Origin of the sequence: Actinomadura viridis (genome assembly GCF_015751755.1) — a bacterium.
Taxonomy (GTDB): Bacteria; Actinomycetota; Actinomycetes; order Streptosporangiales; family Streptosporangiaceae; genus Spirillospora; species Spirillospora viridis.
This window is the reverse complement of sequence record NZ_JADOUA010000001.1, coordinates 8,012,911-8,039,185: the sequence shown is the minus strand read 5'-3', so window position 1 is coordinate 8,039,185 and position 26,275 is coordinate 8,012,911. Positions and strand designations below refer to the sequence as shown.

Below are 26,275 nucleotides of genomic sequence, written 5' to 3'. Positions count from 1 at the left end.
GCGGGTGCTGGGAGGTGCGCTGCGGCGCCGGTGTCGTGCTCGCGTGGAGGCGCTCGACATTCCCGTGCCCTGGGACTTCGAGCAGTTCTGCGGCCGGCTGGCCGACCATACGGGCCGTTCGCTGCAGGTGATGGCGGTACCGGCCATGCCGAGCGGTGTGTGCGGGCTGTATGTCTCTACCGCCGATACCGACTACGTCTACACCACGGCGGGGACCTCACCTTTCCACCGGGAGCACAACGCGTTGCATGAGATCGGCAACCTGCTCGCCGGTCACCAGGGCGCGGTGGGCGTGGAGGATGTGGCCAGGCTGTTGCTGCCCGATCTGGACCCCGCGTTCGTGCGCACGGTACTGGGTCGTGGCTGCTACTCCAGCGAGCAGGAGTGCGAGGCCGAGTACTTCGCGACCCTGCTCCTGAAACGATCACGGCCCGGTGGAAACAGTCGTCGCCCCCCGCGGCCGACCCCGCGGTCGCCAGTGTGCTCGGACGGCTGGAGGACGCCTGGGGCCCTGCGGGGCTGCGGCGTTCACCACCGCCCGGAACGGCCAGGCCTTCGACGTAGACCTCGCGGCGCCGTAGCGCGTCCTTGAGCGCGATCAGCACGCACAGCTCATACGGGATCCGCTTGCCCCGGCCGGTGTCGGCGTCGACCACGCCGTCGCGCCATGCCTTGGGCACCACGCCCTCGATGGGAACGCGCTCTTCAGCGATACCAGGGCCGCCCCGCTCTGGTCGGCTACATCCTGATCTTCGTGGTGTTCTCGGGGGGGGGCTCTGGCCCAGCTCGCGGTGCTCACCGTTCGGTATGCGGACCCGGCAGCGCGCCCCGCGCTTCGCGGCGGCCTGCGGATCGTGACCATCGGGTGTGTCCTGGGAATCGTCTACCTGGCCGAGAAGACCATCGTGGTGATCGCGCAAGGGCTGGGGCTGGACCCGCCGGTGCCAGGGCATGACCGGCCGTGTCCCAGCCTCCTTCACCCGCCCGGGTGCGTGTTCTCGGTCGGCCTGCCGGTATTGACCGCGCTGGCGATCACTGTGGGCATGACCCTGCCGTCCTGGGGGCCGGCGAGCCGGGTCTGGAGGCCGGAGACGAACGTCGCGGCGTCCAGCGGCTTGGCCAGTGCGGCATAGTGCACGTCCCGGTTGTCCTCGAAGTCGCCGGGCAGGTCCTCGTCCGGATCGCGCCACCGCCCGGCGCCGGCGCCGACCGCGAGCACGCCGAGGTGTCCATGCTCACCCTCCACCTGCTCCAATCCTCCCTGGTCTACATCAACACCCTGCTACTCCAAGCCGTCCTGCGCGATCCCGCCTGGGCCCGCAGGCTCACCCCGCAGGACCGCCGCGCCCTCAGCCCGCTGTTCTGGGCGCACGTCAACCCCTACGGCCGCTTCCACCTGGACATGGACTCCCGCCTCGACCTCACCGACGTCACCTGACAACTCGGGGTTCCGGCCAGCGGCCTCACGAGTGGTCCCCGGCGCGACGGACTGCTACAACGGGGCCCTCTATAGCAACTTGCTATAGTGCATGTTGCTATAGAGGGGTGGATGTGGATGGCACGGTGGGACGTGACGGGAACGACGGTGCTGGCTCTGTTGGCACAGCGGGCGCGTCATCCCTATGAGCTGCACAGATTCCTTATCGACACGCACAAGGACTTTGTGTCCGGGCTGCCGCGCAGCCTGTACCACGCGGTCGAGCGGCTGGCGCGGGATGGGCTGATCGAGCCGATGGAGAGCATCCGGGAAGGCCGGGCGCCCGAGCGCACCGTGTACGACATCACGACCGAAGGACGCCAGGAACTGGCGCACCGGCTACGGCGGATGTTGGAACGGCCCGACCGCGACACCACGGTGATGTATGCCGCGCTGTCGCTGATCGGGGTGCTCGAGGTAGGCGAGGCCGAGCGCTGCCTGCGGACCCGCGCCGCGGAGTTGGAGGGAAGGATTGCGGCCGCGGACGCGAGTCTGGCCGGGCTGGATCTGCCGCGAGTGCTGCTGCTGGAGACCGAGTATGCGCGGGCCTTGCACACCGCCGAGTTGGCCTGGCTCCACGGGGTGCTCGCCGATCTGCGCTCGGGCGAGCTGGACTGGTCCGGCCTGGTGAACGACACCGGGCCGGCGGGACGACCGAACCTGGAGGGACCGTGACGGGAACATCATCGGTGGACGAGCTACTCGACGCGCTCGTCACCACATGGAACGCCGGAGACGCCACCGCCTACGCGGACCTTTTCGTTGAGGACGCCGACTACATCACCTTCTTCGGCCAGAACATGGCCGGCCGTACGGCGATCGAGACGGGACACCGGGCACTGTTCGAAGGACCACTCAAAGGGTCCCGCCTGACCTCGGGCGAAACCGCGCCGAAGATCCGGTTCCTTCGTCCCGACGTCGCCATCATCGTGACCGCTGGCGGCGCCCCTGGTGACGATACGCAGCAGTCCGTCATCACCCTCACCGCCGTACGGAACCAGGGCCGCTGGCGGTTCGCCTCGTTCCAGAACACCCGCGTCACGCTGCCTCCGGGAACGCCGTCGTGAAGAAGCCGCTCGTCGAAGAGACCGGATTCGTGCCCCTGCCCCCAGCCGAGGTACGGCGCAGGCTCATAGCCCTGGTGTCCAGCCCTTACGCCGAGCCGTCGGGCGACGGCCACGTCGTGGTGTTGCAAGGCGGCTGGTGGTATCGCGGCGAGTACGCCCTGGAACGCCGCGGCCAGGGAACGCAGGTGACCCATCGCGTGTACAACATCGCTTCCCGGGGACGTTGGGCCGTCCCGCTCGCCAACCGTTTCTTCATCGGTTTCGCGGCCAAGACACGCGAAGGCTTCGCCGAGCTCCTGAGGACCATTGCCGACCAGTAGAACCACGCGACCACTGAAAGGGGTTCGCGCGGCCTGCCGTATCCCGGCCACGCCCCCGCCCGGGCCGCGCTCGGCTATCACGTATAACTAATTGTTATCTGCGACACTGACGAAACCGAGCTGGGCGAACACCTCGGCGGAACGGGCCCAGCTCGGCATGCTTATCTGCGATAGAGGCGTGAGGGGAAGCGGGACATTGGGCGAGCTGCACCGCCTCGGCCGCGGCGGATCACCACCGTTTGCCCACCGCGGCCGCCGCCTACCTGGCTCCCCTGTCCGGGCCTGAGCAGCGCAACACCCAGCGCGCCTACCGCTCCACCCTGCGCGCACTGATCGCCGAGTTCGCTCCGTCCGGCACCCCGTTCACCGTCGCCGAGCTCGACACCGAGACAGCCGTCGAACGGCTCACGGCCTGGTTTGGTGATCGGTGGAACCACAGGGCTGCCGCGACCTTCAACCGGCACCTGGACGCCCTGCGCTCGGCCGTGGCCTTCTGGATCGACCAAGGCTGGCTCACCACCGACCCCACACGGAGGCTCCGCCGGCGTGGCCGCGGCCCCGACCGCACGCGCGCACTGTCGGTCGCCGACATCGACGCGCTACTCGACCTGGACGTGCCCCTCCGGGAAAAGACGTTCTGGACGATACTGTACGAAACCGCCGCCCGCGCCAGCGAGGTCCTTGCCTTGGACATCGAGGATCTGGACCGGCGTAACCGCCGCGCCAAGGTCACCCGCAAAGGCTCGGCCGTCGACATCATCGTCTGGCAGACCGGTACCGCCCGCCTGCTCCCCAAACTGCTGAGCGGCCGTACTCGGGGTTGAGCAACCTGCGGACAGCCGTTGGCGGTACCCGGGAGTAGCATCCAGCGCCCGTGACGCCGGGTGATCGGCGGCTTGACATAACCTCCCAACCCGACCACCACCCGAGGAGCGCGGCCGCCCCCGGGAACACCGTCCCTGACCAGCACTGGTTTCAAGGATTCGACCGCGTCCGAGGCGGCGCCGCGCCGTTATACGACAACGACAGGTCGTTATGTGCTGCGTCTCTTGTAGTGGCTGATCTGGGCGCGCATCTGGCTATGTCGTCGCCAATTCGACCAATGAAGAGCATGTTCGAGGGTGTGGCTGATCGGTGCGGTGATGCGGTTGAACAGCCTGCGTATCTCGTTGACGCTCAACGCGATCAGCGAGGACGGTGCGCCCTTGTCCGGGCCCCCTTTTTGGCGGCGTCGCGGACGATGACCAGGAACGCGGAGGCGGCCATGGACAAGGTGATGTGGCGGTACCAGGCCTGGTATCCGCGGACCTGGTAGTGGTCCAGTCCGGTCTCGTTCTTGGTGGCCTGGAAGCATTCCTCGATCGCCCATCTGCTGCCGGCCACGCGCACCAGTTCCTCGATCGGGGTGTCGGCGCCTGCGAAGCAGATGTAGTAGGCCAGGTCGGAAGGATCGTTGATGCTGCGACGGGCCAGCAGCCAATGGCCCCAGCCGGTCCGCCGCAAGGGGCGGATCTCGGTCGCCGCCCAGTCCGACACCCGTGGCCCCCGCGCTCCATCACCGCAGCTCAGACGTTTCCACGCCGCCTCTGGCAGGTCGGCGATGACGTGGTGGCTCCGCACCTTGGTCAAATTCATCGCCACCACCATCGCCGACTTGGGAACCGCCACTACGTGCGGAATGTCGCACGCCTCCAGCCACAGCCGGAACTTGGTGTCCTGCCCATAGGCCTCATCCGCGGTCACCCACCCGAACGGGACATCGCCCAGCACCGCCCGTTCGATCATCTGTTGCGCCAGGGCCGGCTTGGTCGCGAACGCCACATCGTCGGGCACTCCGGCCGCCCGACACCGTTCACGGTCCCCGGTCCATTCCTTGGGAAGGTACAACTCCCGGTCGATCAGCGCCCGCCCCTCGGGCGAGGCATACGCCAAGAACACGCCGATCTGAGAGTTCTCGATCCGCCCCGCGGTACCGGAGTATTGACGGGCAACACCCGCCGATTTGGTGCCCTTCTTCAGAAAGCCGGTCTCGTCCACGATCAGCACGCCCTGCCGCGCGTCGCCCAGGCATTCGACCACCACATCACGGACGTCGTCGCGCAGACCACTGGTGTCCCACGCATAAAAGTTCAGCAGCCGCTGCATGCCCTCCGGGCCCGGCTCGCCGGCGGCCTCCGCCAGCGTCCACCCGTTCTTGCGCTCGGTCTCGCTCAGCAGTCCGCGCACGTAGGAGGCCATGCGACGACGCGCCTCCACCCGCGGGAACCGGCCGGCGAACCGGCCCACGAACGCCTCGAACCCGGCCGACCACCCCAACGTCACATCCGCCATCACACCATGATCAACGTTGGATCAGGCGCTGATGTTACAACCTGTCGTTGTCGTAGTTATCCGGCCCGCGCCGCCGCACGCCGCGCCGGACTAATCCCCCTGTGCCCGGACCGGAACCCGTCCGACGACCGGACGGCGTGCACAGCCCGTGACCTGCGACCGCCCGAAGCTACCGGCAGGTACCGCCAACGGCTGTCCGCAGGTTCCTCAACCCCGAGGACCTAACGGGACGAGGTCCAGGCCGGTGGTCGAGGTGGCCTGGCCGGGGTCCTGGCGGTCGCGGAAGAAGTGGAGGTCGGGTCCCGCGAGTGCGGCTCCGGCGGAGATGCCGACGTAGGCCGGTCGTCCGCTGGTGACGGCCTGGCGGAGGATCTGGTCGAGGTGAGTGCGGTGCACGTGCTGGAGAAGGAAGATCGCATAGCCGCCGGTGACGAAGACCAGATCGGCTGCGCGGAGGGCGCGTTCGACGGCGGATGGCTCGGTGTGTTCCAGGTCGAGTGTCGGCGTACTTGTTGAAGCGCAGAGCGAGGTACGGGTAAACGTGCAGGGGGCAAGGAGATGTAAGCAGCGCAACGGAACCTCCCGCCAGGCAGCGCCCGAGATCGGGCTTGGCAGGACTGGCCGTTCCGAAGCTCCTGCACTTGCGTGAGCTGGCGATCACGCGTGGGGCCGGTTTACGTGCGCCCTGGTCGCATTGCTCGTCGGGATAGGTCCGTGCCCGGTGGGCACGAGGTCGGTGTCGAGCCGTCCGTGAAGGTGATGATCTCCTGCTCGGCGAGCCGAGCAAGTCCCTCAACCGGCACCAGTTCAGGCTGTTGACCAAGGCGGCTCGTCGTCGGTGGTAACCCAGGTCGTCCCGACCGGCCAGTCGCGTTCGGGGCGGTGGGGGTGGACGCCGACGACGGCCAGCGGCGGCAGCCCATCGAGTTGTGACAGCTCCCGCCATTGGTTCTGGGTCACCTCCAGATACCGCAACCCTTTCAGCTCGGTCACCGTGGCGAGGTCCGCGACGGGCGCCGCCGCTATGTCCAGCGCCCACAGGTTGGGCGCCGTACGGAGCGGAGCCAGCTCGACGGGCTGCGCGCAGGTGACCGACAGCGAACGCAACTCCCGGTTCCGGGCCGGTACCGTCAGGTCGGCCGACTCCACATCGAGTTCCAGGAACTCCACCGGACGGCCTTCGAGCGGGGTCAGGTCGGGCGAACCCTTGCTCGACAGCGCCAGCGAACGCACCTCGGGCAGCGCGGCGAGGAACGCGCAATCGGCCACGTCGGTCACCCGGACCTCCTGCACGCGTGGACCGGCTTGCCTGGCACGCGTGAGGGAAGGCCGGGCGTCGCTGTAACTGGTGTGCTCGCCATGCGCATCCAGGTCCGACTCGATCCACAGGCTCCCGTCGTGACGGATGTAGTCACCGCGTTCCAGCGCTTCCACCAGACGGCGCAGGAACGTGGTCACCGAGTCGGCCACGTACCTCGGCCCTTCTCCGTAGTCGACTCCGATCTCGATGACCTGCCCGGGACGACCGTTCGGCCCGGGGTCCATGTCCACGGCGAGCCAGTTGCCGCCGGTGTCGTCCGCGAACCGGATCCAGCCCGGACGCAGCTGCGACCTTCGGACGGTGCTCGGGGGCTGGGCGTCGAACATCAGTCGGCGCCAAGGTTCGTACTGCCATTCCCGCGAGATGTGAAGCCACTCGTCGTCATGCTCGCTGAGCTCGGCGAGGGAACGCCAAGGGTGCCGGTCGAACAGGTGGTTGATAAGGTCACCGTCACCGTCGGCGATGCCGTACAGCGCACGGAGGTCCGCGGGCAGCGCGACACCGAGTTCCTCCTCCACCGCGGCGAGATTCCCCTTGCTCGCGGGGCCGGGAAGTTCCTCCTCGTACCCGAGGATCTGCGCCATCAGCCGCCGGTAGTGGTGAAAGAGCCGCACCGCCTCGTCCGGATCACCGGCGGGAACCGCGGACCCAGGCCCTTCCTGCTCGTCACCCCGATCGGGCGGAACGAACTCCTCATCAATCACATACAGGACCGGCACCTTCTGTTGGGGAGATGTCGCCATGCCGGCGCAGCCTAGCAACCGCCCCCGACGACCTGCTGATCATCTCTGCACGTTTACTTGTACGTCCCAGTGCGCTCGAAGCCGTACCCCGACATGAGCCAGCCTGGTAGGGCACCGAGCCCGGCGGGGGTATCTCTTGAGGCGTGGAAATGATCTTGATGGGTAGATCAGAAGCCGAGTAGATCATCCATCGAATTCGGGGGGATTCGAAGCCGTGACCGTGATCAAGGGGAATGAGAGCGTCGACGGGGACGCGTCGATTCGTGAGCTGCTGAGTGATGATGTGCTGGATGTCCTGCTGGAGCGGTCGAAGGACGAGGCCGGGCAGTTGCGGCTGACCGGTGAGGGGTCGATGCTCGGGCAGCTGGTCAAGGCGGTGCTGGAACGCGCGCTGGAAGGCGAGCTGACCGCTCACCTGGGCTATGGCAGGCACGATGCGTCCGGGAACAACTCCGGCAACTCCCGCAACGGCCGGGGGAAGGGCAAGACGGTGCAGACCGGGGTCGGGCCGGTGCGCATCAGCGTGCCGCGGGACCGGGCCGGATCGTTCGAGCCGGTGCTGGTGCCCAAACGGGCCGGGAGGGTCGCCGGCGGCCTGGACGACATGATCATCAGCCTGTACGCCCACGGCATGAGCGTGCGCGACATCCTGCACCACCTCAAGCAGGTCTATGGCACCGACCTCTCGCACGAGCAGGTCTCCCGGATCACCGACCAGGTGATGGACGAGGTCAAAGCCTGGCAGACGCGTCCGCTGGACCCCACCTATGCCGTGGTGTTCCTGGACGCCATCGTGGTCAAGGTGCGCGACAACAACGTCGTGACCAACAAACCCGCCTACATCGCGGTCGGCGTCGACACCGACGGGGAGAAGCACGTGCTGGGCATCTGGCTCGCGCGGACGCCGGCCGAGTCGGCCACCGCCGCCGAGAGTGCGCGGTTCTGGGCCTCGGTGATGGCCGATCTGCGCAACCGCGGGGTCCGCGACATCCTGATCGCCTGCTGCGACGGCCTGAAAGGCTTCGAGGACGCCATCAACGCCGCGTTCCCGGCCACGGTCGTGCAGACGTGCGTGGTTCATTTGATCAGAAATGCGCTGCGGCCGGTCGCCCGCAGGGACGCCGGCGCGGTGGCCAAGGAGCTGAAGAAGGTCTACACCGCGGTGGACGCAGACGCCGCACTGGAGGCCCTCGCCGAGTTCGCCGGCACCGACCTCGGCCGCAAGTATCCGCAGGCGGTGAAGGTATTCGAGGACGCCTGGGACCGGTTCACGCCCTACTTCGCCTTCACCGCACCGGTCCGCAAGCTGCTCTACACCACCAACGGGATCGAGTCGCTGAACTACCAGTTGCGCAAGGTCACCAAGGCCAGAGGGCACTTCCCGACCGACGACGCCGTGGTCAAGCTGCTGTGGCTGGCCATCGTCAACATCGAGGACAAAAGAGCCCGCGAACGCGCCGCCAAACGCGACAACGGCGACAAGCACGCCTTCCAGCCCGCCCGCCTCGTCGAAGGGCAACGCGTCGCCGGATGGCGCGAAGCACTCAACGAACTCGCCATCGCCTATCCAGGACGCATCAGGTAAAGCGGACTACACCTACCACCTGCAAGACCTTTCCACACCTGAAGTTACAAGCTCCCCCCGGCCGACCCAAGGAACAGGTGTTGGTGTTCGTTCACTGTGGCTAGTGCGGTGACCACGAACGTTCGCCGGGTGTGGTCATGCTGCCTTGGGTCGGGGGCGTCCCCAGCGTTGCCTGCGTTCGCTGCGGACTCGGGCGCGTTCGCGGCGTTGGGCGGCCAGCACGTCGGGGTGTCGGGCGTTGGCGTTGCGCCAGCGCAGGTAGGCCTGGATCTCCCGCGCCAAAACGGTGTGGTTGGGATGGTTGGAGTTGCCCATGACGAAGGTGCGCAGTGGCCCGAACTGCGCTTCGATCGGGTTGGCCCACGAGGCGTAGGTGGGGGTGAGGCACAGCTCGACGTTGTTGCGGGTCGCCCACGCTCTGATCTGCGGGGTCTTGTTGGCCGACAGGTTGTCCAGGATCACGTAGATGGGGGCGCCGCACGGCTGCTACTCGCTCGGCGACGACACCCTGTGGGGCGTCACCCGCCGCCGCAAGAGCGGCGCCAACACCCTGGCGGCGCTGAAATCCATCCGCGCCGCCCGCCCGGAGTAGCGGACTCCGTGGGTGCGTCGGTAGGTCGCCGGCAGCCGGTCAGGCCGGCCCTGCTCGGCCCAGCCGGTGCCGTGGCAGGGCCGGATCGACAGCGGTCCGAACTGGTCGAAGGCGAAGCACCGGTCGGTGAAGCGGGTCGTGACCTCCTCGATGCGGTCCAGCTTGGCGTCGAAGTCGGGATCGTTGGAGGTCTTCCAGGTGCGGGTGCGCTGGAAGGTGACTCCGTGCTCGTGCAGGAGCTGCCTCAGCCGCTCGCGTCCGATCCGGATCTTGCGGTCGCTGTGGCCGGCGAGGTGGTCGGCGAGTTTGCGGATGCTCCAGCAGGTGAACGGCCGGCCGAGCTTGGCCGGGCGCGTGGTGGCCGTCTGGATGATGAACGCGATGTCATCGCCCGAGATGCGGCGGGGACGGCCTCCCGCCCAATTAGGGTCCAGGCAGGCCAGTCCCCGCTGGTTGAAGTCGTGGATCACGTCGCGGACGGTGTCTTCGTGGGCGGCGACCAGGCGGGCGATGGCCGGGGCCGGTGTCCCGGCCGCCGACGCCTGGATGATCATCGCCCGGCGGACCCGGATCGACTCGTGCTTGCCCCGCCGGATGATCTGCAGCAGCCGGCGTCCCTCGTCCTGGGTCAACCGCCGTGCTCTGACCGGTTCTGCCACCAGCCCGCCTCCCTCTCGACAACCCTGTCGTCATCGAGGGTGGGGCCGATCAACTCTCACATCCCGGACCCGGCCCGGCGTGTCACCCCAACACGGTGAACGTTCGTGGTCACCGCACTAGCGACATAGAGATGGTGCTGGATGTGGACGGACTGGTACTGTCCAACAGTGAGAGCACCGCTCTGATACGAGAGCTCCGGACTTTTAATCCGTAGGTTGTGGGTTCGAGTCCCACGCGACCCACCCACCTTGACCAGGGCAAAAACGAGAATGCCCGCTATGACCCGTTCCGTCCCGTTTCGTTTGTTCCGCAGTCCACACGACCGCGCGCGGACGCCGGGCGGGCGGCAACTCCATGCGCGCGGCTGGATTCTCGGAGATCAGGCCCCGGCGAAGCGCGGCGTGGAGAGCGGTACGTAGCGTCGCCCGGATTCGGTGCTCACCGGCGCGGTGCTTCGAGGGGCCCCCGCCGCTCCGCCGCCCGATCGGCGGTGGCCAGCCAGCCCAGCCTCTGGGACATCGCTCGCGCGCAGCCGACGATGGCCGCCACGTGGTCGGAGTCGTCACCGGCTCGCCAGAGAACCGACCAGGGGTAATAGGAGGCCGGCTGGGTGAGCGGACGCCAGATGGTCCCGGCCATCGCCGTGAGGCAGGAGGACGGCACGCAGTACAGGCAGCGTCCCTGGGCGACCAGATCGGCGGCCGCGCGAATGCTCTCCACAGTTCCCGCGTACACGGCGGGAGTGAAGCCGGCCGCCCGGCACATCTCCACGGTGAACTGGTTGAACTCCGGCGCCTGGGCCTCTTCGGCGAGCAGCAGCGGCTCCTGGGCGAGCGCGGCGACGGGCACCGCCTCCAGGTCGGCGAACCGGTGACCGCGCGGGATCAGCACCCCGAGAGGGTCGTGGCGGAACAGGTGAGAGGCGATCGCGGCGGGGGCGAGCGAGGCCCGGCCGATCCCGACGTCCAGGCGCCCGTCGACCAGTTGCTGGTACTGCTCGGGCACCCCCGCCTCGACCTGGTGGATGACCAGATCGGGGAAGCGGGCCTGAACCTCGTGCAGGATCTGCGGCATCGAGTCATAGCTGGGGTCGATGATCCCGACCCGCAGCGTCGGAGAGGCACCGACCGCGCTCCGGGCCACCTGGGCGGCCCGGTCCACCTGGGCCAGTATCTGCCGCGCCTCGACCAGGAACAACGCCCCGGCGGTCGTCAGGGCTACATGGTGGGTGCTGCGTTCCAGCAGTCGAACCCCCAGCTCACGCTCCAGCCGCTGCACCTGCTGGCTCAACGCCGACTGCACGATGTGCTCGCGGGCGGCCGCCCGGCCGAAGTGCAGTTCTTCGGACAGGGTCACGAAGTAGCGCAGCTGGCGCAGCTCCACACTCGCCACCCCCTGCCACCACACCCGTCCCCGCTGGTACCAGGATTTCCCCCATCCGGGGACCCGGCAGATGGCCGAACCCGGATGCACAGGGGCGCATTGGCGATCCTACTTCCCCACCCGGATCGCAGGAAGGCTCGTAGGATCCACCCGAGGCGATCAGCCCTGATGATGGGCCGTGCTCGGCTTGGCCGTCTCCCCCGCGGCCTCGACGGAGTTGTCTGAGAGACAAGGATCCAAGCCGGGTCGTTCGTTCGAGTGATGGGAAAGGGGCCGCACATGGGCGCCGGCCGCAAGAGAACCGATCAGAACATGTGCTTGAACATGCCCCCGATCAGCCCGAACGGATCGGCGCCGCACTATGAGCACCTCGACGGGCTGGTGCCCGTCACCTCGCGATCGAACGAATGCCCGGAGTGTCAAGCCCGCGGCGACATCTGGACGGACTCGCGGGTCTGCTGGACCCGCGGCTGGATGGCTTGTTCCGACGACTCACCCGACCAGCGCGCCCGAGCGCACTACCGGGAGACCGACCCCCCGCTCGTCGCCGGCGTGGAAACCGGATCGCGCTGGCGTTGGTGTTGTGTCCGCCAGCGCCTCGTCTGACCAGAGTGAGCCTGCTCTCAGCGCAGCGCACGCCCGATCCGGCCAGTTCCCCATCCTCCCCCAGGGGCAATCGCAGTCGAATGTGCCCGCCGCGCACGGCAAGATCCGCGGCCAGATCATCGGCGGGTGCCCGCTTCTCGCTTTCGGTCCTGTCGCCCATCGCCGTGCGGCGTGTGGTGACTCTAGGGAGGGCTCAGGTTCCCCAGTCTTCGTCGTCCAGCTCGTCCCAGATCGGCTGGTCCACGGTCGGCCTCCGCAGCCGGCTGGGTTCGTCTCGTACGGTGGTGCGGCGGGGTAGCGGCGGGGGCGGTGGGGCGGCCGGTACGTCCAGGCGGGGTTTGAGTCGCCGGTAGCGTTCCAGGGCTGCTTCGGCGCTGAGACCGAAGATCGCGGCGATCTGATCGAAGCTCATTCCCGAGGCCTGCGCGGTGTTCAGCAGACGTGCCTCGGTCTGGTCCAGGTTCAGGCGGACCGCGCCCAGCACCACGAGTGCCGCGGCGACTTCCACCAGGTCGGGGTGATCAGCTGCTCCTCGTCGAGCTCGGACGGAGGCGGTGATGATCGCGTCGATGGCGTCGTGGTCGGGCATCGGCCGTTCCCTGGCCTCCCAGAGGACTTCGTCCACCCCGGTGGCGTAGCGAGGGGTCAGGTAGGCCCGCGCCTTCTGTACCTGCGCCGGTGCGGGAGCGGGAAGACCGGTGGGCGGCAAGGGGTCGGCTGGGAGGGCGTGGGCGGCGGCGGCCCTGAGTGAGGTGACTCGCTGCCGTTCCGGGGTGGCTCGGCTCGGGCTGGTCGTAGGGCTGCGGCTGGCCGGATCACGGTCCGTGGTGGTCATCAGGCTCTTTCTGGTGCGGTGCGTGCGGTGTTGCCCGGGTCCACAAAGGGTGGACGGGATACGGTCTTCTGCGGCTGCGGCGTGCACCACGGATCGGTGAGTCACCCGTCCTCGCGCTTTCGCGCGCAGGTTCGCCGCCGGTCGGCCGCGCCGGCCCGCCACGGCGGGCCGGTTTCCGGCCCACCGGCCGCGGGGCCGTCGATGGCGCTCATGGGGGAAGGGGGCGGGCGCCGCCGCCACTGGTGGCGCCGGTTCTCGTAGGGCCGCGCCAGGTGGGTTCGAGCGCGATGGTCGGGCCTTCGCCCATCGGTGGCCGGGCCGAGGCGGTCGTCGCCACGGCGCTCGCGTTCGCTCGGCCGGGACGCGGTGACATGCTCGGTGCTCATGAGGCCCTCATCTGAACTGAACGGCTCCTGGCCGGAGCCGTCCGTCGCCCGGGAGGCGCGGACGACCCCGTGATATCGGCGCAGTCGCCCCAGCCGTGGCTGCCCACCTCCCAACCAAGACCACCCGCGAGACCTCGGAAACCGTCAATTTACGCAAAGGCCATCACCAAATCCGATCGCCTCACATTCACCCAGAGAATGCGGGTGCCTCCGTAGAAGGCGGTGCAGGTGGCCCCTTGCCGCGCAATGGTGCGCGGTGTGCGGCGGGGTTCGGCCCGCGGTGGCGGTGAAGTCATCGACTGCGGTCACGGTGCCGCGTAAGTGAGCGGTGAACACCGCCCCGCAGGTCCTCGGGAGCCGGGTGGCCGAGCGCCTTGGCGCCACCAGGCTTGCGGAACCCTGACCGGGCGGGTGCCGCGAAACCTCGCAAGTCGATTGCGCGCACCGATAATCGGCCGGGATTCACGTCTCGAAAGCCATAAATTTCTTCGAATATTTCGCAATATCGGAAGTTCTGGGAGTAGAGTAAAAGTATCCGGCAACGACGACATCCCCACCCTGAGGGTGACCCGCCATACCGGCTCACCCCAGCAAGGGAATGCACATGCCGATCCTCACTCGTGCTCGCCGACCCGACCGGCCCGGAGCAATCCCGGACAGGCCGGCGTCCTGGACGGACCAGGTCTGGCCCGCTGTGATCGCTCTGGCCGCGCTGACCGTGTTCATCGTCTTCCTGGTCCTGGCCAGCCTGCCGATGGCAGTGGGCATGGCGCTGACGACCCTGGTGGCCGCCGCGATCCTGGTCACGCTGGTGACCGGAACCGAGTGGCTCACCCGGCTTCATCGCCTCGCTCCGCATTCGCGGGGACCCCGCTGATCCACCCGACCGGTCCCTCCGGCCGGCCACCCGATCGCCAATCGCTCCGAGCCGCCACCCGGCGGCTCGGAAGAGGGGACTGTGCCCCATGCGCACCATCACCGAGCGACGAGCAACGATCAGCCTCTCGCCGCCCTCGACATCCCGGCTGCGGATGCGCCCGCCGGGCCCCGCGGGCTCGTCCCGGACGCCGCTGGACGGCGGCTGGTGGCCCCGCTCGACCGACCCGGTCGCCGAACTGCCCGGGCTGATCCTGGCCCTGCAAGCCGGGCCGCAGGCCCACGGGCCCGCCGATGACCACGGGCGCATCACCCATGTCATGCTGCGAGTGGCCGATTGGGACAGCCGGCCACGCCGGCTGCGCGTCGACGGCCCGGCCGACACCCGGATGGTGCGGCTGAGCTGGTTCGACACCCTGCCCACCGGGCTGCTCACCGCGCTCTACGCCGACGGCCACCGCGTCGACCTGCTCACCGTCCCGCCCTACACCTCCCACGCGGCGGCACGATCGGCCCTGGAGCTGGCCGCCCACGACACCAACCACCTGCCCGCCCCCAAGCTGCCGGCCGCACTCCTCACACCGATCACACCGAACGGCCCGGCAGCCACGACCGGGCCGGAGGTGACATCAACGGACCCTTCAGAACCACAGGACACCTGGGAAACCGAGGGCGGACGGCTGCGAGAGCATCTGGCGGCGCCCTGACCGATCACGGTGATCCGCTCGCCGATTTCGACCGGATCGCACGTCTCCGCGGCCGCGGGCCGCGAATGTGGAGCGACAGGACTCGGACAAACCCTGAGGAGTGAGGCTCATGAGCGTAACGGTGACCGAGGTATGGGTAGCGGGCCACGATGGCCGCGACCTGGTCCGTGCTGATGCGATCGTGATGCTCCGCCTTGACGAGGCCGGTCGGCTGACCGCCCAGCTCCATGATGAGGCCAGAGTCAGTGTGACCTTCCTGGAAGGCTCGTCACGCAGCCGGCCACCCGGTGACTTCCATCGTCAGCTGATCCGGGCGGTCGCCGAACTCGCCGACTCCAGCGGGGCGCAACTGGTCCGCGCGCATCACGACGGTGATGTCTGGCGTTGGGTCAGCGAACCACTCTAGGTGTACCTGGTCATGCTCTCGGTGACACAGCCCGGACGGTGCCCACTGGTGCGGTGTCCCGGTGGTGTGGCGGACCCGTCCCGCACGCACGGCCGCTACGGACGCGGGGTGCCAGGCGTCACATATGCCGGCGCGCTGGACCTTGCGGGGACGAACGGGCAGGCAGAGGTCAGCAACGAGGAGGGAGAGGCACGCCACCATGAGCCTCCGGCACCTGGCTCGCGCTCGGCGTCGCCTACCTGGCCTACCTGACGAGGTTCTTCCGGGTCGCACCCCCGGAACTGGAGTTCACCAAGGAAAAGCGCCCCGCCGAGCAGGCCCGGAACGCCGAACCGGTCGAGGAGGCCGACCACGTGGGTGGGCGCGCCGTCGCGGTGGCCGGGGCGTGCGTGGTGGATGTCAGTAGCCACCGCTCTGGCGGATGGCACTGCCGGACGGCGACATCACGTACCGAAGGGCGCCGAACTGGTTGGACCCCTCCCCTGAAGCACTGCCCCGGCGCCCCGGCCACACCATCGTCGCGCTGCACGGCGACTTGGACTCCGCCGCGGCGCCGGCACTGCGCGAGCACCTGCTGGGAGTGCTACGTCCCAGCGGCCGACTGGGACGGCCCGGGCCCTTCACTCATCGGTCAGGCACAGGATCACCCGCCGCACGCACTCCGCACCGGCGACCTGATCGGCCATGACGGTGCACTCGCAGGGGATCGCTGATCCAGCGCCGACCGCCGTCCGCCCTGCCGCGCACCGAGTACTCCCGGATACTCGGAGTTATCACGTGCCGACGGGGGGAGATAGATGGCTGTGGGGGAACCGATCAGGCCCGAGGACGCCGTGGATCGCAGCGAGGGCTTCGGCGAGCGGCTGCTGGGCCAGTTGCTGGACCGGGCGCACGAGATGCCGCCCCAGCTCATCGCACCGCTGGTGTCCGAGGAGGTACGCGCGATCGGCGGCCGGGACGTCTCGATCCTCTTGCAGGACTACGCCCAGATCTCACTGGTACCGCTCCCAGGCCGCGGCCTCACCGACGGTGAACCACTGCCGCTGGAGGGGTCCCTGGCCGGGCGCGCGTTCCTGTCGGAGAGCATCGTCGAACACCCGCAGACCGATGGTGTGCGCATGTTCCTGCCGCTTCTGGACGGCAGCGACGAGATCGGGGTGATGGCCTTGACCCTCGACAGGGTCAACGGTGACGATCGCCGACTGCTGCGACGGCTCGCGGGGCTGGTCGCCGACATGCTGGTGACCAAGAACAGCTACACCGACCAGTTCTTCCGGGCCCGACGACGCGAGCCGATGAGCGTGTCCGCGGAGATCCAGTGGTCACTGCTGCCCCCGCTCACCATGACGACGCCGCAGGTCGCCGTCGCCGGGATCCTGGAACCCGCCTACGACATCGCCGGCGACAGCCTCGACTACGCCCTCAACGACGACATCCTGCACATGGCCATGATCGACGCGATGGGCCACGGCCTGAACGCCGCCGTACTGGCCACCGTCGCCGTGGGCGCCTACCGGCACGCCAGACGCTCCGACGCCGACCTCTCCGAGCTGTACGCGTTCATGGACACCGCCATCGACCAGCAGTTCGGTCCCGACCATTTCGTCACCGCGCAGATGATGCGCCTGAACATCGGGACAGGCCGGCTGGAATGGGTCAACGCCGGCCACCCGGCGCCGTTGCTGATCCGTGATCACAAAGTCATCGGAGCACTGGAAGGCTCCGGCACGCTGCCCGTCGGCTTCGGCGGCTCGACACCCCGGATCAACCGGGAACAACTCCGCCGCGGCGACCGGGTCCTGGCCTACACCGACGGCCTCATCGAAGAGCACACGACCGGCGGAGAGCTGTTCGGCGAGGAGCGCTTGATCACCACCATCGAACGCGTCGGGCCCGCCAGCGCGACCATTCAGCAGATGGCGCGGAAACTCTCCCACGCGCTCATACGGGAAAGGGGCGGGATCACCAGCGACGACGCCAGCCTCTTCCTCATCGAATGGCGCGGCGGCAGCGCCGATCACCTCACCAGACCGCTCTTGTGACGGAAAGCGCCGGTGGCGTCCTCAAGGTTCCCCACCCGCTCCGCTGCCGTTGCCGCGAGCCATGTCGGCTCGTTGTCTGCTCGGCGCTTCTGAAACGGGGCGGCACCACGCGAAAGTGGGCGGCACGGGGATGGTGCTGGATGCGGACAGAGCAGTACAGCGTGACACTAAGAGCGCTGCTCTGATACGAGAGCTCCGGACTTTCAATCCGTAGGTTGTGGGTTCGAGTCCCACGCGACCCACCCTTCCGCAGGTCGTGCAGCCGGATCGGCGGCGGCTTCGGCACGATCAAGCCCCGCGGGCGCCTCCTCCGCCGTTTCCGGGACTTCGCCGAGCCGGACCGTCGGCTTGGAGCGCGGCGGACGCGGGTGTATTGCTTGGCGGCGTGCCGGACGCGGGTGTGGAGATGGCGTCGGGCCGCTGAAGAGTCCGGCGATGATCGGTATCAGCTTGTAGGGGCTGAAGGCCTTCCGGTGTCACTTGATGCGTTCCTCGAGGTGGATGGTGACCTCGTCGCCGGGCCCCTTTCCGAGCAGCTCGCGTACGTCGGCCTTGACGGGCAGCTTGTGCGTGCCGTCGCCCAGCGCCATGAAGGAGCTCCGGAATGGATGACCGTCTATCGTCCCTCGGATTTTCACGAGCCCGCGGGTGCCGAAGTATTCGGCCGATCCGGGCATCACCACATAGGTCCAGCCGCCCTTGTGCGGGCTCTTCTCCAGCGTCGCGGTGAACTCTTTGTCCAGTGCGGTCATGGCGCGCTCCTATTCGACGATCACCAGGACGTTGCCGTCACGGTCCCGAAGGGTGAACATGGGCGGCACTCCAGGCCACTGAAGCAGGTCGTCCACGTCGACCCCCTGCTCCTCCAGGCGCGCGTGGACGGCCGGGACGTCGTCGGCGTTGAGCCTGATCCCGGTGTCGACGCCGGTGGACTCGCCGGGGACCAGCGCGATGCTGGTCACGGCCCCGTCGGGGGCGACGGTGATCCAGCGCCCGCCGATCTGCTCCAGCGGAACATCCATCCGCTTCTCCAGTCCCAGGAGGCCGACGTAGAACTCGACGGCCTTGTCCTGGTCGCTGACGGGAACGGCGACGGTGCCGATGCCGGTGATGCGCGCCTTGTTGCGCTCAGTCATCTGTGCTCTCCCCGGTGTGGTGGATTCAACCATGAAGACCAGCAGGCCCGGCAGAACTCATCGTTCCACCCCCTGATCCGTCCCAAGAAATCACCCGGATATCCCGGCCGCTGACCACCGCGCAAGGCACCGGATGTTCGAGCGAGTCAACGCGAGACCCGGAGCCGGCTGGACGCGTGTCGGGCAGCGGTGGCCACGCGTCAGCCTTGGCCGATGACGGCCCGGGTCTCCTGCTCGATGATCTCCCACAGCGGCGCGCCGTCGCGGTTGGTGAGGATGACTCCGACCCAGCCGGTGTCGGGGTAGATGGTCCAGTTGGCGCCGACACCGGGGTTGGCGCCGGCGCGGCTCCACACCCACTGGCCGCTGACGAGGCTGACCGGCATCTGGTAGGCCCCGAACGACGCGTCGGCGGGGGCTGCCCGGCGGGCCAGGCCGCCGCCCCCCTCGGGGGCCAGGGGGATCTTGGGTCCGGTGAACAGTTCGGCGTAGTGTCGGTCCAGCACTGTGCCGTCGCCCAGCGCACGCGCGAACCGGACCAGATCCGGCGCGGTGGCGAAGCCGCCGTCCCCGGGGGCATCGATGAAGGCGCGGCCCGGGTTCTTGCCCAGTACATACGGGTCTGGGCTGCCCTTGTCCAGATTGCGGACCGCGTCCACGTGGCTGCCGTCGGCCAGCCTCATGTAGGGGTGCGCGATGTGCTGATCGGTGAGCCACTGCGGCCTGGTGTAGAACCCCGAACCCGTCATGCCGCAGCGCTTGAAGATGTTCTCTTGGACGTAGTCCCAGTAGGTCGTGCCGGTCACGGCTTCGATGATCTGCGCGGGGATGGCGACCTCGGCGCCGGAGTGGCTGCTGGGTGTGCCGGGAGGAGCCTCCGGCGTCGCCTGCCGGGCCCACTGCTCGTAGAACTCGTGCACCTCCTTCCGGCTCTGGAAGATGCGTTGCACGTCCTCATCCGGAGTCTTCATCCCGGAGGTACCGGTGAGCAGGTGGTGGATGGTGACCTGCTCGGAGATCTCCTTGGCGTAACCCTTCAGGTGAGTGCCCACCGTGTCCGACAGCTTTAGCTGACCCCGCTGCGCCAGCTGCAAGATGGCTATCGCGTGGAACGGCTTGCCCGCCGAGCTGAGGCTGAACGCGGTGTTCTCGCCGTTGGGGATCCCCTTCTCCTTGTCGGCCATGCCGTAGCTGCGCGACAGCACCGTCCGGCCCCGGTGCGACAGCAACACCACGCCGGAGAACCTGCCCTCGGCGGCCAGCTTCGCCACGTACCGGTCGTAGGCTCCGCCGGGCTGGGTGTCCGGCGGGACGCCGGAGTCGGCCGGGGCCGCGTCGGCGCGGCCGGGTCGGGCGCTCACCAGCGGCGCGCCCGCCGCGACCACACCGGCGGCCGCCAGCCCGCCCCACCCCAGCAGCCGCCGCCGGTCGACGCCACCTACGGCATCCGAATCCATGATCAGGCTCCTTTTCTGATCGGCGCACTGACCGTTGATGCGCTGTGAACCATGTCTCCACCCAAGACGGGCAACTGTTGCGGTGGCGTATGCGCTTTTCGATATGCCCGCGATACACCCGGTCCCCGGACATCGAGGACTGCGGGGACTCGGCCAACAACCGAGACACCACCTGGGGGCAGCTCGGCTTGCGAGGCTTGGGCCAGGCCCGAATCCAGTGGCTGCTTTACGGTGGCGTGCCCGACCCCGAACTCCCGCATGATGGCGCGCTTGCTCGTGCCGGCCCGAGCCGGACGACGAATCACCGCATTCAGCTCGAGGACCCGGCGGTGGCAGCGGGCCTGCTGGACTTCGCGATCAGCCCGGACACCGGCGCCTGGCCGTGGGTACCGCCGAGGCTGTGGCTCCGTGCGAACGGCAGAGCACCGCGGCGATAGAGGAAAGACCGCTTCCCAGCCACGGTGAACGGCTCGGCGGCATCGTCCGACACATGTAAGGGTTATAGTGCTACTGTAAGCATTACCCGGAGGTGCCGTGAAGATCCCCATTGATGACTACAGCTGGGGGGTGATGGTCGCCAACGACCTGGTCGCCACCTCGCCCACCGTGCGGACCAGCGGAGACGCGCTGCCCGACCCGATCGCGCTGGCGGCCTTCCTCACCGGGCACCGGCTGCGACGCGCCGGCCCGCCCACCGACGAGGACGTCCGGCAGGTGCACTTCCTGCGCCGCGAGGTGCGGGGGATCATCGAGACCGAGACCGCCGACCAGGCCGTCGCGGGCGCGACCGTGCTGATCCGGCGCGCCGGGCTGGCCCCGACCCTGGAACTGCGGAACACGGGCCGCTGGGAATGGCTGGTACCGACCGCGCCGGGAGCCGACCTTGCCGACGAACTCGCCGCGCTCGTCGCCATCGGCATTCTGGGCGTCGTGCGAACACTGGGGCACGGGCGTTTCCGTCCGTGTGCGGCCCCTGGCTGCCGAGGGGTGTTCGCCGACATCAGCCGGGCCGGGAGGCGCCTCTATTGCATGCCCGATCTGTGCGGCAACCGGGTCAACGTCGCCAACCACCGCGCACGCCACCAGGAAAGGGCCTGATCCAATGAACACCTCACCTCTGCACGGGGCCCTCCGCCTGCCCGACGGCACCTCCATCCGCGGCCGCGGCCTGCGCCGTCCACTGCCCGAAGGGCCCACGCCCGACGTCGGCCTCTACCTCGGTTCCGGCCGGTTGCGCCGCCGCCACGAGGCCGCGCTGTCCTGGCCCCACGTCTGGGTCGACTGGCCTGACTTCCTGCTGCCCCGCGACTCCGACGAGGCCGTCCGGCAAATCCATCACCTGCATGAAAAGGCGCGTTCCGGTGCGATGGCCGAGGTCGCGTGCGGTGGCGGCGTCGGCCGGACGGGCACGGTCATCGCCTGCCTGGCGATCCTGTCCGGGGTGGACGCCGCCGACGCGATCGACTGGGCCCGCGCACACCATCACCCCAAAGCCGTGGAAACCCCCTGGCAGCGCCGATGGGTGAGCCGTTTCCCGCAGGTCGTCCCCGACCGCTGACAAGGCCCTCGGACACGGCCCGCGTTCGGTGCCGCAGCCGAGCAGCCGGTGCGTTCGCAGTCGTCCACCGATCCGAACGGCGACCGTCCAGATCACTCCGGCCGGGGACGGCGCCGTCCTCACCTACACCGAACAGAGCGCCTACTTCGACGAGGGCCACTCGGCAGAGCTCGCCGAGGAGGGATGTGCGGTTCTGCTGGCGAGCCTGGGTGACGTACTGACGGCGACCTGACGCGCCCGGGAGCGCAAGCAACCCCGCGTGGTCCGGCGGCTCCCCGCCCCGGCATCCGGCGCCGCGGGGCGGGCCGGTCCCGGGGTTTTCACGAACAAGATCCACACAAATCCACACGTGTCCGCTGACCTGCTGGGGTCTCCTCCCGGACGCTCCTGGGTCCCACCCTCTCGTCCAAACCCGTCCAGCCCCACTGTTAGCACCAGGGTTAGCAAGCCCGACCGTCGCGGTCGCCGGCGGCCTCGCTGGCCTGGTCGAGTGCGCTCTCGATGCCGTCGTTGACGGAATGGAAGGTGGTGCCGCCCGGCCGCTCCCACGGGCACGCCCAGGTCTGGCAGTGCCGATAGGAACCGGCCGCGGGCGACGTTCACCACCCGGTCCCCGTACAACGGCCGAGAACGTCGCCGGGCGTGCTCTGCGCGTGGACGCGTAACCCCCGGACCGGCAAAATGCGGCACTGTGCGAACCCCGCCCCCGCCCTCGGACATCACGACGATCTTCCCGGCCCTGCGCGGCTACGAGCGCACCACCACGATGCTGCACCCGACCCCCGGCGATCCCGGGGTGCGGGACAGTTCGATCGGCGGGCCACTGCTGTGGCCCGCCGACGAGCCGTGGCCGCGCCACGCGTACGGCTCGCGGAGCGACCGGGCCCCGCAGACCGAGCCGCTACCGCTCGTCCCCGGAGCGCAGCTGTGGGTCCGCGATCTGCCTGACCTGCCCCACCCTCCCGGCAAAGACCTGCTCCAGGTGCTCTGGGTGCCCGACGACTCGGTCGACTGCCTGTACGGGTCGCAGCAAGGCGATCCGGTCGACGAGTACTTCCGGGTCTTCTGGCGCGACTCCGCCGACATCACCGACCTGCTGCCCAACCCGCCACTGCCCGACCCCGACACCGGCGTCCGGGACGACGGCATCCTGGTGGACGACTCGTACCTGCCGGTGCCATGCACGCTGGACCCCGAGCAGGTGACCGAGTACCCACCCGCCTGGATCCTGGGCGAAGAGTTCTACGACCACGTCAGAGAGCAGGACGAACGCCTGGGTACCTGGTACCAGGCCGTCAACACCCACGCCGACGGCTGCAAGGTCGGCGGATGGCCCGCCGACTCCAACATCGGTGGGCCCTACCACGGCTGGTTCACCTGCGACTGCGGCACCCGGATGGAAGCGCTGCTCACCATCGCGAGCATGGAGGTCCGGCATACCCCGGCCACCGCCCCATCCTCCTACCGCACCCCTGCCGAGCAACCCATGGGAATGGGAACAGCCCTCACCGAACCCACGGGCCTCGCCGTAGGCGACCACACCTACCTGCAGATCTTCTACTGCCCGACCTCCTGGGACCACCCGATCCGCCGCTACCCCATGTGACCTTGAAGAGGTCGTAGAGGCTTCCCCAGCGAGATATGAGCCGTCCGGAACGGTGCGGGCTTCCCGCGGCCGAAGTCGCGGGGGCCGAACGGTGGGACAGGCTCAGATACAGACCACGATCTTTCCCCGCGTGTGTCCGCGCTCGGCGTATGCGTGCGCTTCCGCGATCTGTTCGAGCGGGTAGGTCTGCTCGATGCGCGGTGTGTAGCGGCCTTGACGGCCGAGTTCGCCCGCTTCGGCGAGGAGCGTGGAGTCGTTCTCCGCATTGGCCAGACGCACACCCAGGCGCTGCGCGTTGGCGTAGTCGGCGATCGTCGACACGCGGGCAGGGTCGCCCACGATCGCGATGAGATCAGCCAGGGACCCGGACGCCGCGGTGTCGAGCGCGATGTCGACACCGTCCGGAGCCAAGGTGGCGAGGCGCTCCGCGAGGCCGGTGCCGTAGGTGGTGGGAACGGCTCCGAGGGAGGTGAGGAACTCGTGGTTGCGCTCGCTGGCCGTCCCGATCACGGTGGCGCCCTGAGCCACCGCGATCTCGACCGCGGCACTGCCCACGCCTCCGGCGGCGCCCTCGATGAGCAGGGTGCGCCCCCGCAGAGGACCGAGCGCCTTCAGCCCGCCCATCGCGGTCACGGATGCCAGGCCGGCGCCGGCGGCCTCCTCGTCGGTCCAGGTGGTGGGCGCGTGGGCCCAGGCCGAGAGCACGGCCAGCTCCGCTGTCGCGCCGGTTACGCCGCCCAGCCCGAAGACACGGTCGCCGATGCTCACCCCCTGCACGCCCTCACCGGTCTCGTCGACCACGCCGGCGGCATCACGCCCAGGAATCGCGGGCAGGTCCACGGGGAGCACCTCCTGCACCGCACCGGAACGCACCTTCCAGTCGACGGGATTGACGCCGGCCGCCGCGACGCGGATGCGGATCTCGCCGGGCCCGGGATGCGGGTCCGGCACCTGCTCGACCACAAGGGTCTCCACACCGCCGTACTCGTGATAGCGGACTGCGCGCATGGCGTTCTGCCTTTCCACGCGGCCTGGGGCGGCCGTTCGTGAGATCAGTGGGGTGAATGCTCGGCGAGTGCCGACGCCCAATACGCTAGAACCTGACGTTGACGTCAGGTGCAAGTCGGGCGGGCCGCCCGGCGGAGGAGGACCGGTGCGCATCGGTGAGGTCGCCGAGAAGGCGGGAGTGAGCGTCCGGGCGCTGCGCTATTACGAGGAACAGGGTCTGCTCCGGGCGGACCGCAGCCCCGGCGGTCAGCGGCATTACCCCGACACCGCCGTCGGCCGAGTCCGGCTGATCCAGCAGCTGTATGCCGCGGGCCTCCCGAGCAGAGTGGTCCGCGAGGTGCTGCCGTGTGTGGACTCGGGCGTAGAAAAAGCGCCCCAGGCACTCCTGGACCAGATGGCGGCCGAGCGAGTCCGCATCGACCAGCGGATCACCGACCTGCTCGCTGTGCGCGACCGACTCGACGACATGATCGCCATCACGCGGGACCCTGATTCCGACTGCTCTCACGCGCAGTGACGATTACTGCCGCAACGAGCTCAGACGTCGCCAGCAGATGAGTGCGCATCCGAGGGTGAGGAAGGCTGCGTGGATGTCGTCGCGTATCTCCCAGCGGATGCGCAGGCGGGCGCCGCCGCGATCGCTTTCGCAACCCCTTCAGCGTTCCGCGATTCCTGGTTCTTCTGGGGCACTCGCGTGTGAGGGGGCGGGTCAGCCCGACGGTGCCTGGCCGCAGGGCCCCGCGTGGTCGCAGTACGGCTGAAGGCGGCTCTGCCCGCAGCCACACAGAATGGCCCTGGTCTCCGCGCGCGGGCCTTCCGCCGTGTCCACGCTCAACTCGCCGCGCGCGATCAACTGTCCGACGGAGTTGCGCGTGATCTGCGTGGGCCGGTCCGGGGTCTCCGCAGCGCCGTCCACGAGTTCGTACTGCAGCGCGCCTGAGGGACAGCGCCGCACCACTTCGGCCAGGCGGCCGGCCTCGGCGCCGTCCGGCTGGATCCACGGGCGCTCGCCCGGGTCGAAGACCTCCGGCAGACCGTGGACGCATTCGGCGGCGTGCAGGCAGCGCCTGGCCTCGAATGTCACGGTGATCGCCTGGCCCTCGTACGCCTTCTTCCCGGTTCCTCCGCTCATACCGGCCTCCGTCGCTGCCATGCCCGGTGTTCAGTCGCTGACTTTGCTGCGGGACTGACACAGCAGGTCCTGGAGACCTCGCGCCCGCCCGGCGGCGTGCTCCTCATCGTGTCGATCTCCTCCCTCGCCGCCGACCGTCGTCGGCGACCGGTGTGTCAGCCCTCGCCGATGAAGCGGAGCAGCGGCCCGTTCACCTCGTCCGCGTGCGTCCACAGGAGCCCGTGCGGAGCACCGGGGATCTCGACGTACTCCGCCTCGGGGAGCAGATCCCTGAACGGCCGGGCGGTCGCGTCGATCGGCAGGATCCGGTCCGCGGTCCCGTGCAGGATGAACGCCGGCTTGCCACTCTCGCGGACGGCTTCCACGTCGCGGCGGAAGTCCTCGATCCAGGAGGGCACGACGGCGTACGCGGCGACCGGCGCCGACTTCGTCGCGGTGTTCCAGCTGGCGGTCACGACTTGCCGGCTGATACGCGAGCCGAGCGTCTCGTCGAGGTTGTAGAAGTCCTCGTAGAACTGCGTGAACCACGCGAATCGGTCGTCCTGCGCGGCCTTCGCGATGCCGTCGAAGACGTCCTGGGGCAAGCCGGTCGGGTTGTCGTCGGCCTTGACGAGGAACGGTTCGAGCGAGGCGAGGAAGGCGAGCTTCGCGACGCGCTCGTGGCCGTGGCGGCTGACGTAGCGGGCCAGCTCTCCCGTTCCCATCGAGAAGCCGACGAGGATGACGTCACGCAGGTCGAGTGTCCTCAGCAGGACGTCGAGGTCATCGGCGTACGTGTCGTAGTCGTAGCCGCTTCCGACCTTCGTCGAATCCCCGAAGCCTCGGCGATCGTAGGTGATGACCCGGTAGCCGGCGTCAATGATGGCCCGCTCCTGGCGCTCCCAGCTCGACCCGTCCAGGGGATAGCCGTGGATCAGGACGACGGGCCGGCCGCTGCCGCGGTCGGTGTACGCGATCTCGATGGGGGCACTGTTCTCCGTGCCGACGGTGACGGTTGCCATGTCCTGGTCCTTGATCTCGGTGCGGAATGACGGTCGGACT

28 protein-coding genes, 2 tRNA genes and 2 pseudogenes are annotated in these 26,275 nt (G+C 68.8%); 18 read left to right on the top strand and 14 right to left on the bottom strand.

Annotated elements, in window-relative coordinates:
- The first annotated feature begins 43 nt into the window (after positions 1–43).
- A complete protein-coding gene (locus IW256_RS36570; protein WP_197015300.1) occupies positions 44–592 on the top strand; it encodes a hypothetical protein in 549 nt (182 codons plus the stop codon).
- 384 nt (positions 593–976) lie between these two features.
- Here IW256_RS36570 and IW256_RS36565 read toward each other — a convergent pair whose 3' ends face one another.
- Positions 977–1,246: a hypothetical protein gene (locus IW256_RS36565; protein ID WP_197016856.1), complete on the bottom strand. Its 270-nt coding sequence runs from the start codon at positions 1,244–1,246 to the stop codon at positions 977–979.
- On the opposite strand from IW256_RS36565, the pseudogene IW256_RS36560 reads away from it, so the two are divergent.
- The 5 genes and pseudogenes from IW256_RS36560 to IW256_RS36540 form a co-directional block, all read left to right on the top strand.
- Positions 1,223–1,438, top strand: a pseudogene (locus IW256_RS36560) (Tn3 family transposase); the annotation flags it as partial. The gene IW256_RS36565 and the pseudogene IW256_RS36560 overlap by 24 nt on opposite strands.
- 117 nt (positions 1,439–1,555) lie before the next feature.
- Complete coding sequence (locus IW256_RS36555; RefSeq protein ID WP_197015299.1) at positions 1,556–2,152, top strand: PadR family transcriptional regulator; 597 nt, start codon at positions 1,556–1,558, stop codon at positions 2,150–2,152.
- Entirely contained in the window at positions 2,149–2,544 is a 396-nt protein-coding gene (locus IW256_RS36550; protein WP_197015298.1) for an SgcJ/EcaC family oxidoreductase, read from the top strand. The genes IW256_RS36555 and IW256_RS36550 overlap by 4 nt, the downstream gene beginning before the upstream one ends.
- Complete coding sequence (locus tag IW256_RS36545; protein WP_197015297.1) at positions 2,541–2,864, top strand: hypothetical protein; 324 nt, start codon at positions 2,541–2,543, stop codon at positions 2,862–2,864. The genes IW256_RS36550 and IW256_RS36545 overlap by 4 nt, the downstream gene beginning before the upstream one ends.
- Positions 2,865–3,103: 239 nt before the next feature.
- Positions 3,104–3,688 (top strand): tyrosine-type recombinase/integrase, encoded by a 585-nt coding sequence (locus IW256_RS36540; protein WP_197015296.1) that lies wholly within the window; start codon positions 3,104–3,106, stop codon positions 3,686–3,688.
- A gap of 361 nt (positions 3,689–4,049) precedes the next feature.
- Here IW256_RS36540 and IW256_RS36535 read toward each other — a convergent pair whose 3' ends face one another.
- The 3 genes from IW256_RS36535 to IW256_RS36525 all read right to left on the bottom strand — a co-directional run bounded on the left by IW256_RS36535 (position 4,050) and on the right by IW256_RS36525 (position 7,130).
- Positions 4,050–5,195 carry an IS701 family transposase gene (locus IW256_RS36535; RefSeq protein ID WP_231404072.1) on the bottom strand — a complete coding sequence of 382 codons (1,146 nt, stop codon included), beginning with the start codon at positions 5,193–5,195 and terminating at the stop codon, positions 4,050–4,052.
- Between the two features lie 207 nt (positions 5,196–5,402).
- Positions 5,403–5,768, bottom strand: coding sequence for a Type 1 glutamine amidotransferase-like domain-containing protein (locus IW256_RS43200; RefSeq protein WP_197015294.1), 366 nt, complete (start codon positions 5,766–5,768; stop codon positions 5,403–5,405).
- Positions 5,769–6,002: 234 nt separating this feature from the next.
- Complete coding sequence (locus IW256_RS36525; protein ID WP_307829310.1) at positions 6,003–7,130, bottom strand: SMI1/KNR4 family protein; 1,128 nt, start codon at positions 7,128–7,130, stop codon at positions 6,003–6,005.
- Between the two features lie 343 nt (positions 7,131–7,473).
- Between IW256_RS36525 and IW256_RS36520 the strand changes: the two genes are divergently transcribed.
- Positions 7,474–8,844, top strand: coding sequence for an IS256 family transposase (locus IW256_RS36520; protein WP_197011582.1), 1,371 nt, complete (start codon positions 7,474–7,476; stop codon positions 8,842–8,844).
- Positions 8,845–8,979: 135 nt separating this feature from the next.
- On the opposite strand, the pseudogene IW256_RS42980 reads toward IW256_RS36520, so the two are convergent.
- A pseudogene (locus IW256_RS42980) lies at positions 8,980–10,095 on the bottom strand (IS630 family transposase).
- A gap of 178 nt (positions 10,096–10,273) precedes the next feature.
- Here IW256_RS42980 and IW256_RS36510 point away from each other — a divergent pair.
- Positions 10,274–10,338: transfer RNA gene (locus IW256_RS36510), tRNA-Lys, on the top strand.
- Positions 10,339–10,534: 196 nt separating this feature from the next.
- Here IW256_RS36510 and IW256_RS36505 read toward each other — a convergent pair.
- Positions 10,535–11,488 carry a LysR family transcriptional regulator gene (locus IW256_RS36505; RefSeq protein WP_197015292.1) on the bottom strand — a complete coding sequence of 318 codons (954 nt, stop codon included), beginning with the start codon at positions 11,486–11,488 and terminating at the stop codon, positions 10,535–10,537.
- A gap of 270 nt (positions 11,489–11,758) precedes the next feature.
- Here IW256_RS36505 and IW256_RS36500 point away from each other — a divergent pair, with 270 nt between their 5' ends.
- Complete coding sequence (locus IW256_RS36500) at positions 11,759–12,085, top strand: UBP-type zinc finger domain-containing protein (RefSeq protein WP_197015291.1); 327 nt, start codon at positions 11,759–11,761, stop codon at positions 12,083–12,085.
- Positions 12,086–12,278: 193 nt separating this feature from the next.
- On the opposite strand, the gene IW256_RS36495 is transcribed toward IW256_RS36500, so the two are convergent.
- Both IW256_RS36495 and IW256_RS36490 read right to left on the bottom strand, forming a co-directional pair.
- On the bottom strand, positions 12,279–12,674 hold the full coding sequence (locus tag IW256_RS36495) for a hypothetical protein (protein ID WP_197015290.1): 396 nt from the start codon (positions 12,672–12,674) through the stop codon (positions 12,279–12,281).
- 347 nt (positions 12,675–13,021) lie between these two features.
- Positions 13,022–13,306: a hypothetical protein gene (locus IW256_RS36490; protein ID WP_197015289.1), complete on the bottom strand. Its 285-nt coding sequence runs from the start codon at positions 13,304–13,306 to the stop codon at positions 13,022–13,024.
- Between the two features lie 694 nt (positions 13,307–14,000).
- Here IW256_RS36490 and IW256_RS36485 point away from each other — a divergent pair.
- The 5 genes from IW256_RS36485 (at position 14,001) to IW256_RS36465 (ending at position 17,579) form a co-directional block, all read left to right on the top strand.
- Positions 14,001–14,183: a hypothetical protein gene (locus tag IW256_RS36485; RefSeq protein WP_197015288.1), complete on the top strand. Its 183-nt coding sequence runs from the start codon at positions 14,001–14,003 to the stop codon at positions 14,181–14,183.
- Positions 14,184–14,271: 88 nt separating this feature from the next.
- Positions 14,272–14,889 carry a DUF5994 family protein gene (locus tag IW256_RS36480; RefSeq protein WP_197015287.1) on the top strand — a complete coding sequence of 206 codons (618 nt, stop codon included), beginning with the start codon at positions 14,272–14,274 and terminating at the stop codon, positions 14,887–14,889.
- Between the two features lie 109 nt (positions 14,890–14,998).
- Positions 14,999–15,295: a hypothetical protein gene (locus tag IW256_RS36475; protein WP_197015286.1), complete on the top strand. Its 297-nt coding sequence runs from the start codon at positions 14,999–15,001 to the stop codon at positions 15,293–15,295.
- 797 nt (positions 15,296–16,092) lie between these two features.
- The gene (locus tag IW256_RS36470; RefSeq protein WP_197015285.1) at positions 16,093–17,337 is read left to right on the top strand and encodes a PP2C family protein-serine/threonine phosphatase; all 1,245 of its coding nucleotides are present in this window, start codon (positions 16,093–16,095) and stop codon (positions 17,335–17,337) included.
- A 177-nt stretch (positions 17,338–17,514) separates the two neighbouring features.
- Positions 17,515–17,579, top strand: a tRNA-Glu gene (locus tag IW256_RS36465).
- A 234-nt stretch (positions 17,580–17,813) separates the two neighbouring features.
- Here the strand turns inward: IW256_RS36465 and IW256_RS36460 are convergent.
- From IW256_RS36460 to IW256_RS36450, 3 genes are all read right to left on the bottom strand, one after another.
- The gene (locus tag IW256_RS36460) at positions 17,814–18,089 is read right to left on the bottom strand and encodes a DUF1905 domain-containing protein (RefSeq protein ID WP_197015284.1); all 276 of its coding nucleotides are present in this window, start codon (positions 18,087–18,089) and stop codon (positions 17,814–17,816) included.
- A 9-nt stretch (positions 18,090–18,098) separates the two neighbouring features.
- Positions 18,099–18,473, bottom strand: coding sequence for a VOC family protein (locus tag IW256_RS36455; protein WP_197015283.1), 375 nt, complete (start codon positions 18,471–18,473; stop codon positions 18,099–18,101).
- A gap of 200 nt (positions 18,474–18,673) precedes the next feature.
- A complete protein-coding gene (locus IW256_RS36450; RefSeq protein ID WP_197015282.1) occupies positions 18,674–19,930 on the bottom strand; it encodes a serine hydrolase domain-containing protein in 1,257 nt (418 codons plus the stop codon).
- 534 nt (positions 19,931–20,464) lie between these two features.
- Here IW256_RS36450 and IW256_RS36445 point away from each other — a divergent pair.
- The 3 genes from IW256_RS36445 to IW256_RS36435 all read left to right on the top strand — a co-directional run bounded on the left by IW256_RS36445 (position 20,465) and on the right by IW256_RS36435 (position 23,094).
- Positions 20,465–21,028, top strand: coding sequence for a CGNR zinc finger domain-containing protein (locus tag IW256_RS36445; RefSeq protein WP_197015281.1), 564 nt, complete (start codon positions 20,465–20,467; stop codon positions 21,026–21,028).
- A 4-nt stretch (positions 21,029–21,032) separates the two neighbouring features.
- Positions 21,033–21,488 carry a phosphatase domain-containing protein gene (locus IW256_RS36440; RefSeq protein ID WP_197015280.1) on the top strand — a complete coding sequence of 152 codons (456 nt, stop codon included), beginning with the start codon at positions 21,033–21,035 and terminating at the stop codon, positions 21,486–21,488.
- Between the two features lie 691 nt (positions 21,489–22,179).
- The gene (locus IW256_RS36435) at positions 22,180–23,094 is read left to right on the top strand and encodes a DUF1963 domain-containing protein (protein ID WP_197015279.1); all 915 of its coding nucleotides are present in this window, start codon (positions 22,180–22,182) and stop codon (positions 23,092–23,094) included.
- A 102-nt stretch (positions 23,095–23,196) separates the two neighbouring features.
- On the opposite strand, the gene IW256_RS36430 is transcribed toward IW256_RS36435, so the two are convergent.
- The gene (locus IW256_RS36430) at positions 23,197–24,102 is read right to left on the bottom strand and encodes an NADP-dependent oxidoreductase (RefSeq protein ID WP_197015278.1); all 906 of its coding nucleotides are present in this window, start codon (positions 24,100–24,102) and stop codon (positions 23,197–23,199) included.
- 145 nt (positions 24,103–24,247) lie between these two features.
- Between IW256_RS36430 and IW256_RS36425 the strand changes: the two genes are divergently transcribed.
- Positions 24,248–24,619, top strand: a complete 372-nt coding sequence (locus tag IW256_RS36425; protein WP_197015277.1) for a MerR family transcriptional regulator — start codon at positions 24,248–24,250, stop codon at positions 24,617–24,619.
- 192 nt (positions 24,620–24,811) lie between these two features.
- Here IW256_RS36425 and IW256_RS41815 read toward each other — a convergent pair whose 3' ends face one another.
- Positions 24,812–25,234: a (4Fe-4S)-binding protein gene (locus tag IW256_RS41815; RefSeq protein ID WP_231404071.1), complete on the bottom strand. Its 423-nt coding sequence runs from the start codon at positions 25,232–25,234 to the stop codon at positions 24,812–24,814.
- 155 nt (positions 25,235–25,389) lie between these two features.
- Positions 25,390–26,235 carry an alpha/beta fold hydrolase gene (locus IW256_RS36410; RefSeq protein ID WP_197015276.1) on the bottom strand — a complete coding sequence of 282 codons (846 nt, stop codon included), beginning with the start codon at positions 26,233–26,235 and terminating at the stop codon, positions 25,390–25,392.
- Positions 26,236–26,275: the final 40 nt, after the last annotated feature.

What these genes read in the sequence shown, in the direction of transcription:
- IW256_RS36555 (WP_197015299.1), top strand. Translation starts at nt 1,556, where the DNA reads ATGGCACGGTGGGACGTGACGGGAACGACGGTGCTGGCTCTGTTGGCA.
- IW256_RS36535 (WP_231404072.1), bottom strand. Translation starts at nt 5,195, where the DNA reads ATGGCGGATGTGACGTTGGGGTGGTCGGCCGGGTTCGAGGCGTTCGTG.
- IW256_RS36500 (WP_197015291.1), top strand. Translation starts at nt 11,759, where the DNA reads ATGGGCGCCGGCCGCAAGAGAACCGATCAGAACATGTGCTTGAACATG.
- IW256_RS36495 (WP_197015290.1), bottom strand. Translation starts at nt 12,674, where the DNA reads ATGCCCGACCACGACGCCATCGACGCGATCATCACCGCCTCCGTCCGA.
- IW256_RS36490 (WP_197015289.1), bottom strand. Translation starts at nt 13,306, where the DNA reads ATGAGCACCGAGCATGTCACCGCGTCCCGGCCGAGCGAACGCGAGCGC.
- IW256_RS36480 (WP_197015287.1), top strand. Translation starts at nt 14,272, where the DNA reads ATGCGCACCATCACCGAGCGACGAGCAACGATCAGCCTCTCGCCGCCC.
- IW256_RS36475 (WP_197015286.1), top strand. Translation starts at nt 14,999, where the DNA reads ATGAGCGTAACGGTGACCGAGGTATGGGTAGCGGGCCACGATGGCCGC.
- IW256_RS36470 (WP_197015285.1), top strand. Translation starts at nt 16,093, where the DNA reads ATGGCTGTGGGGGAACCGATCAGGCCCGAGGACGCCGTGGATCGCAGC.
- IW256_RS36460 (WP_197015284.1), bottom strand. Translation starts at nt 18,089, where the DNA reads ATGACCGCACTGGACAAAGAGTTCACCGCGACGCTGGAGAAGAGCCCG.
- IW256_RS36455 (WP_197015283.1), bottom strand. Translation starts at nt 18,473, where the DNA reads ATGACTGAGCGCAACAAGGCGCGCATCACCGGCATCGGCACCGTCGCC.
- IW256_RS36450 (WP_197015282.1), bottom strand. Translation starts at nt 19,930, where the DNA reads ATGGATTCGGATGCCGTAGGTGGCGTCGACCGGCGGCGGCTGCTGGGG.
- IW256_RS36440 (WP_197015280.1), top strand. Translation starts at nt 21,033, where the DNA reads ATGAACACCTCACCTCTGCACGGGGCCCTCCGCCTGCCCGACGGCACC.
- IW256_RS36430 (WP_197015278.1), bottom strand. Translation starts at nt 24,102, where the DNA reads ATGCGCGCAGTCCGCTATCACGAGTACGGCGGTGTGGAGACCCTTGTG.
- IW256_RS41815 (WP_231404071.1), bottom strand. Translation starts at nt 25,234, where the DNA reads ATGAGCGGAGGAACCGGGAAGAAGGCGTACGAGGGCCAGGCGATCACC.
- IW256_RS36410 (WP_197015276.1), bottom strand. Translation starts at nt 26,235, where the DNA reads ATGGCAACCGTCACCGTCGGCACGGAGAACAGTGCCCCCATCGAGATC.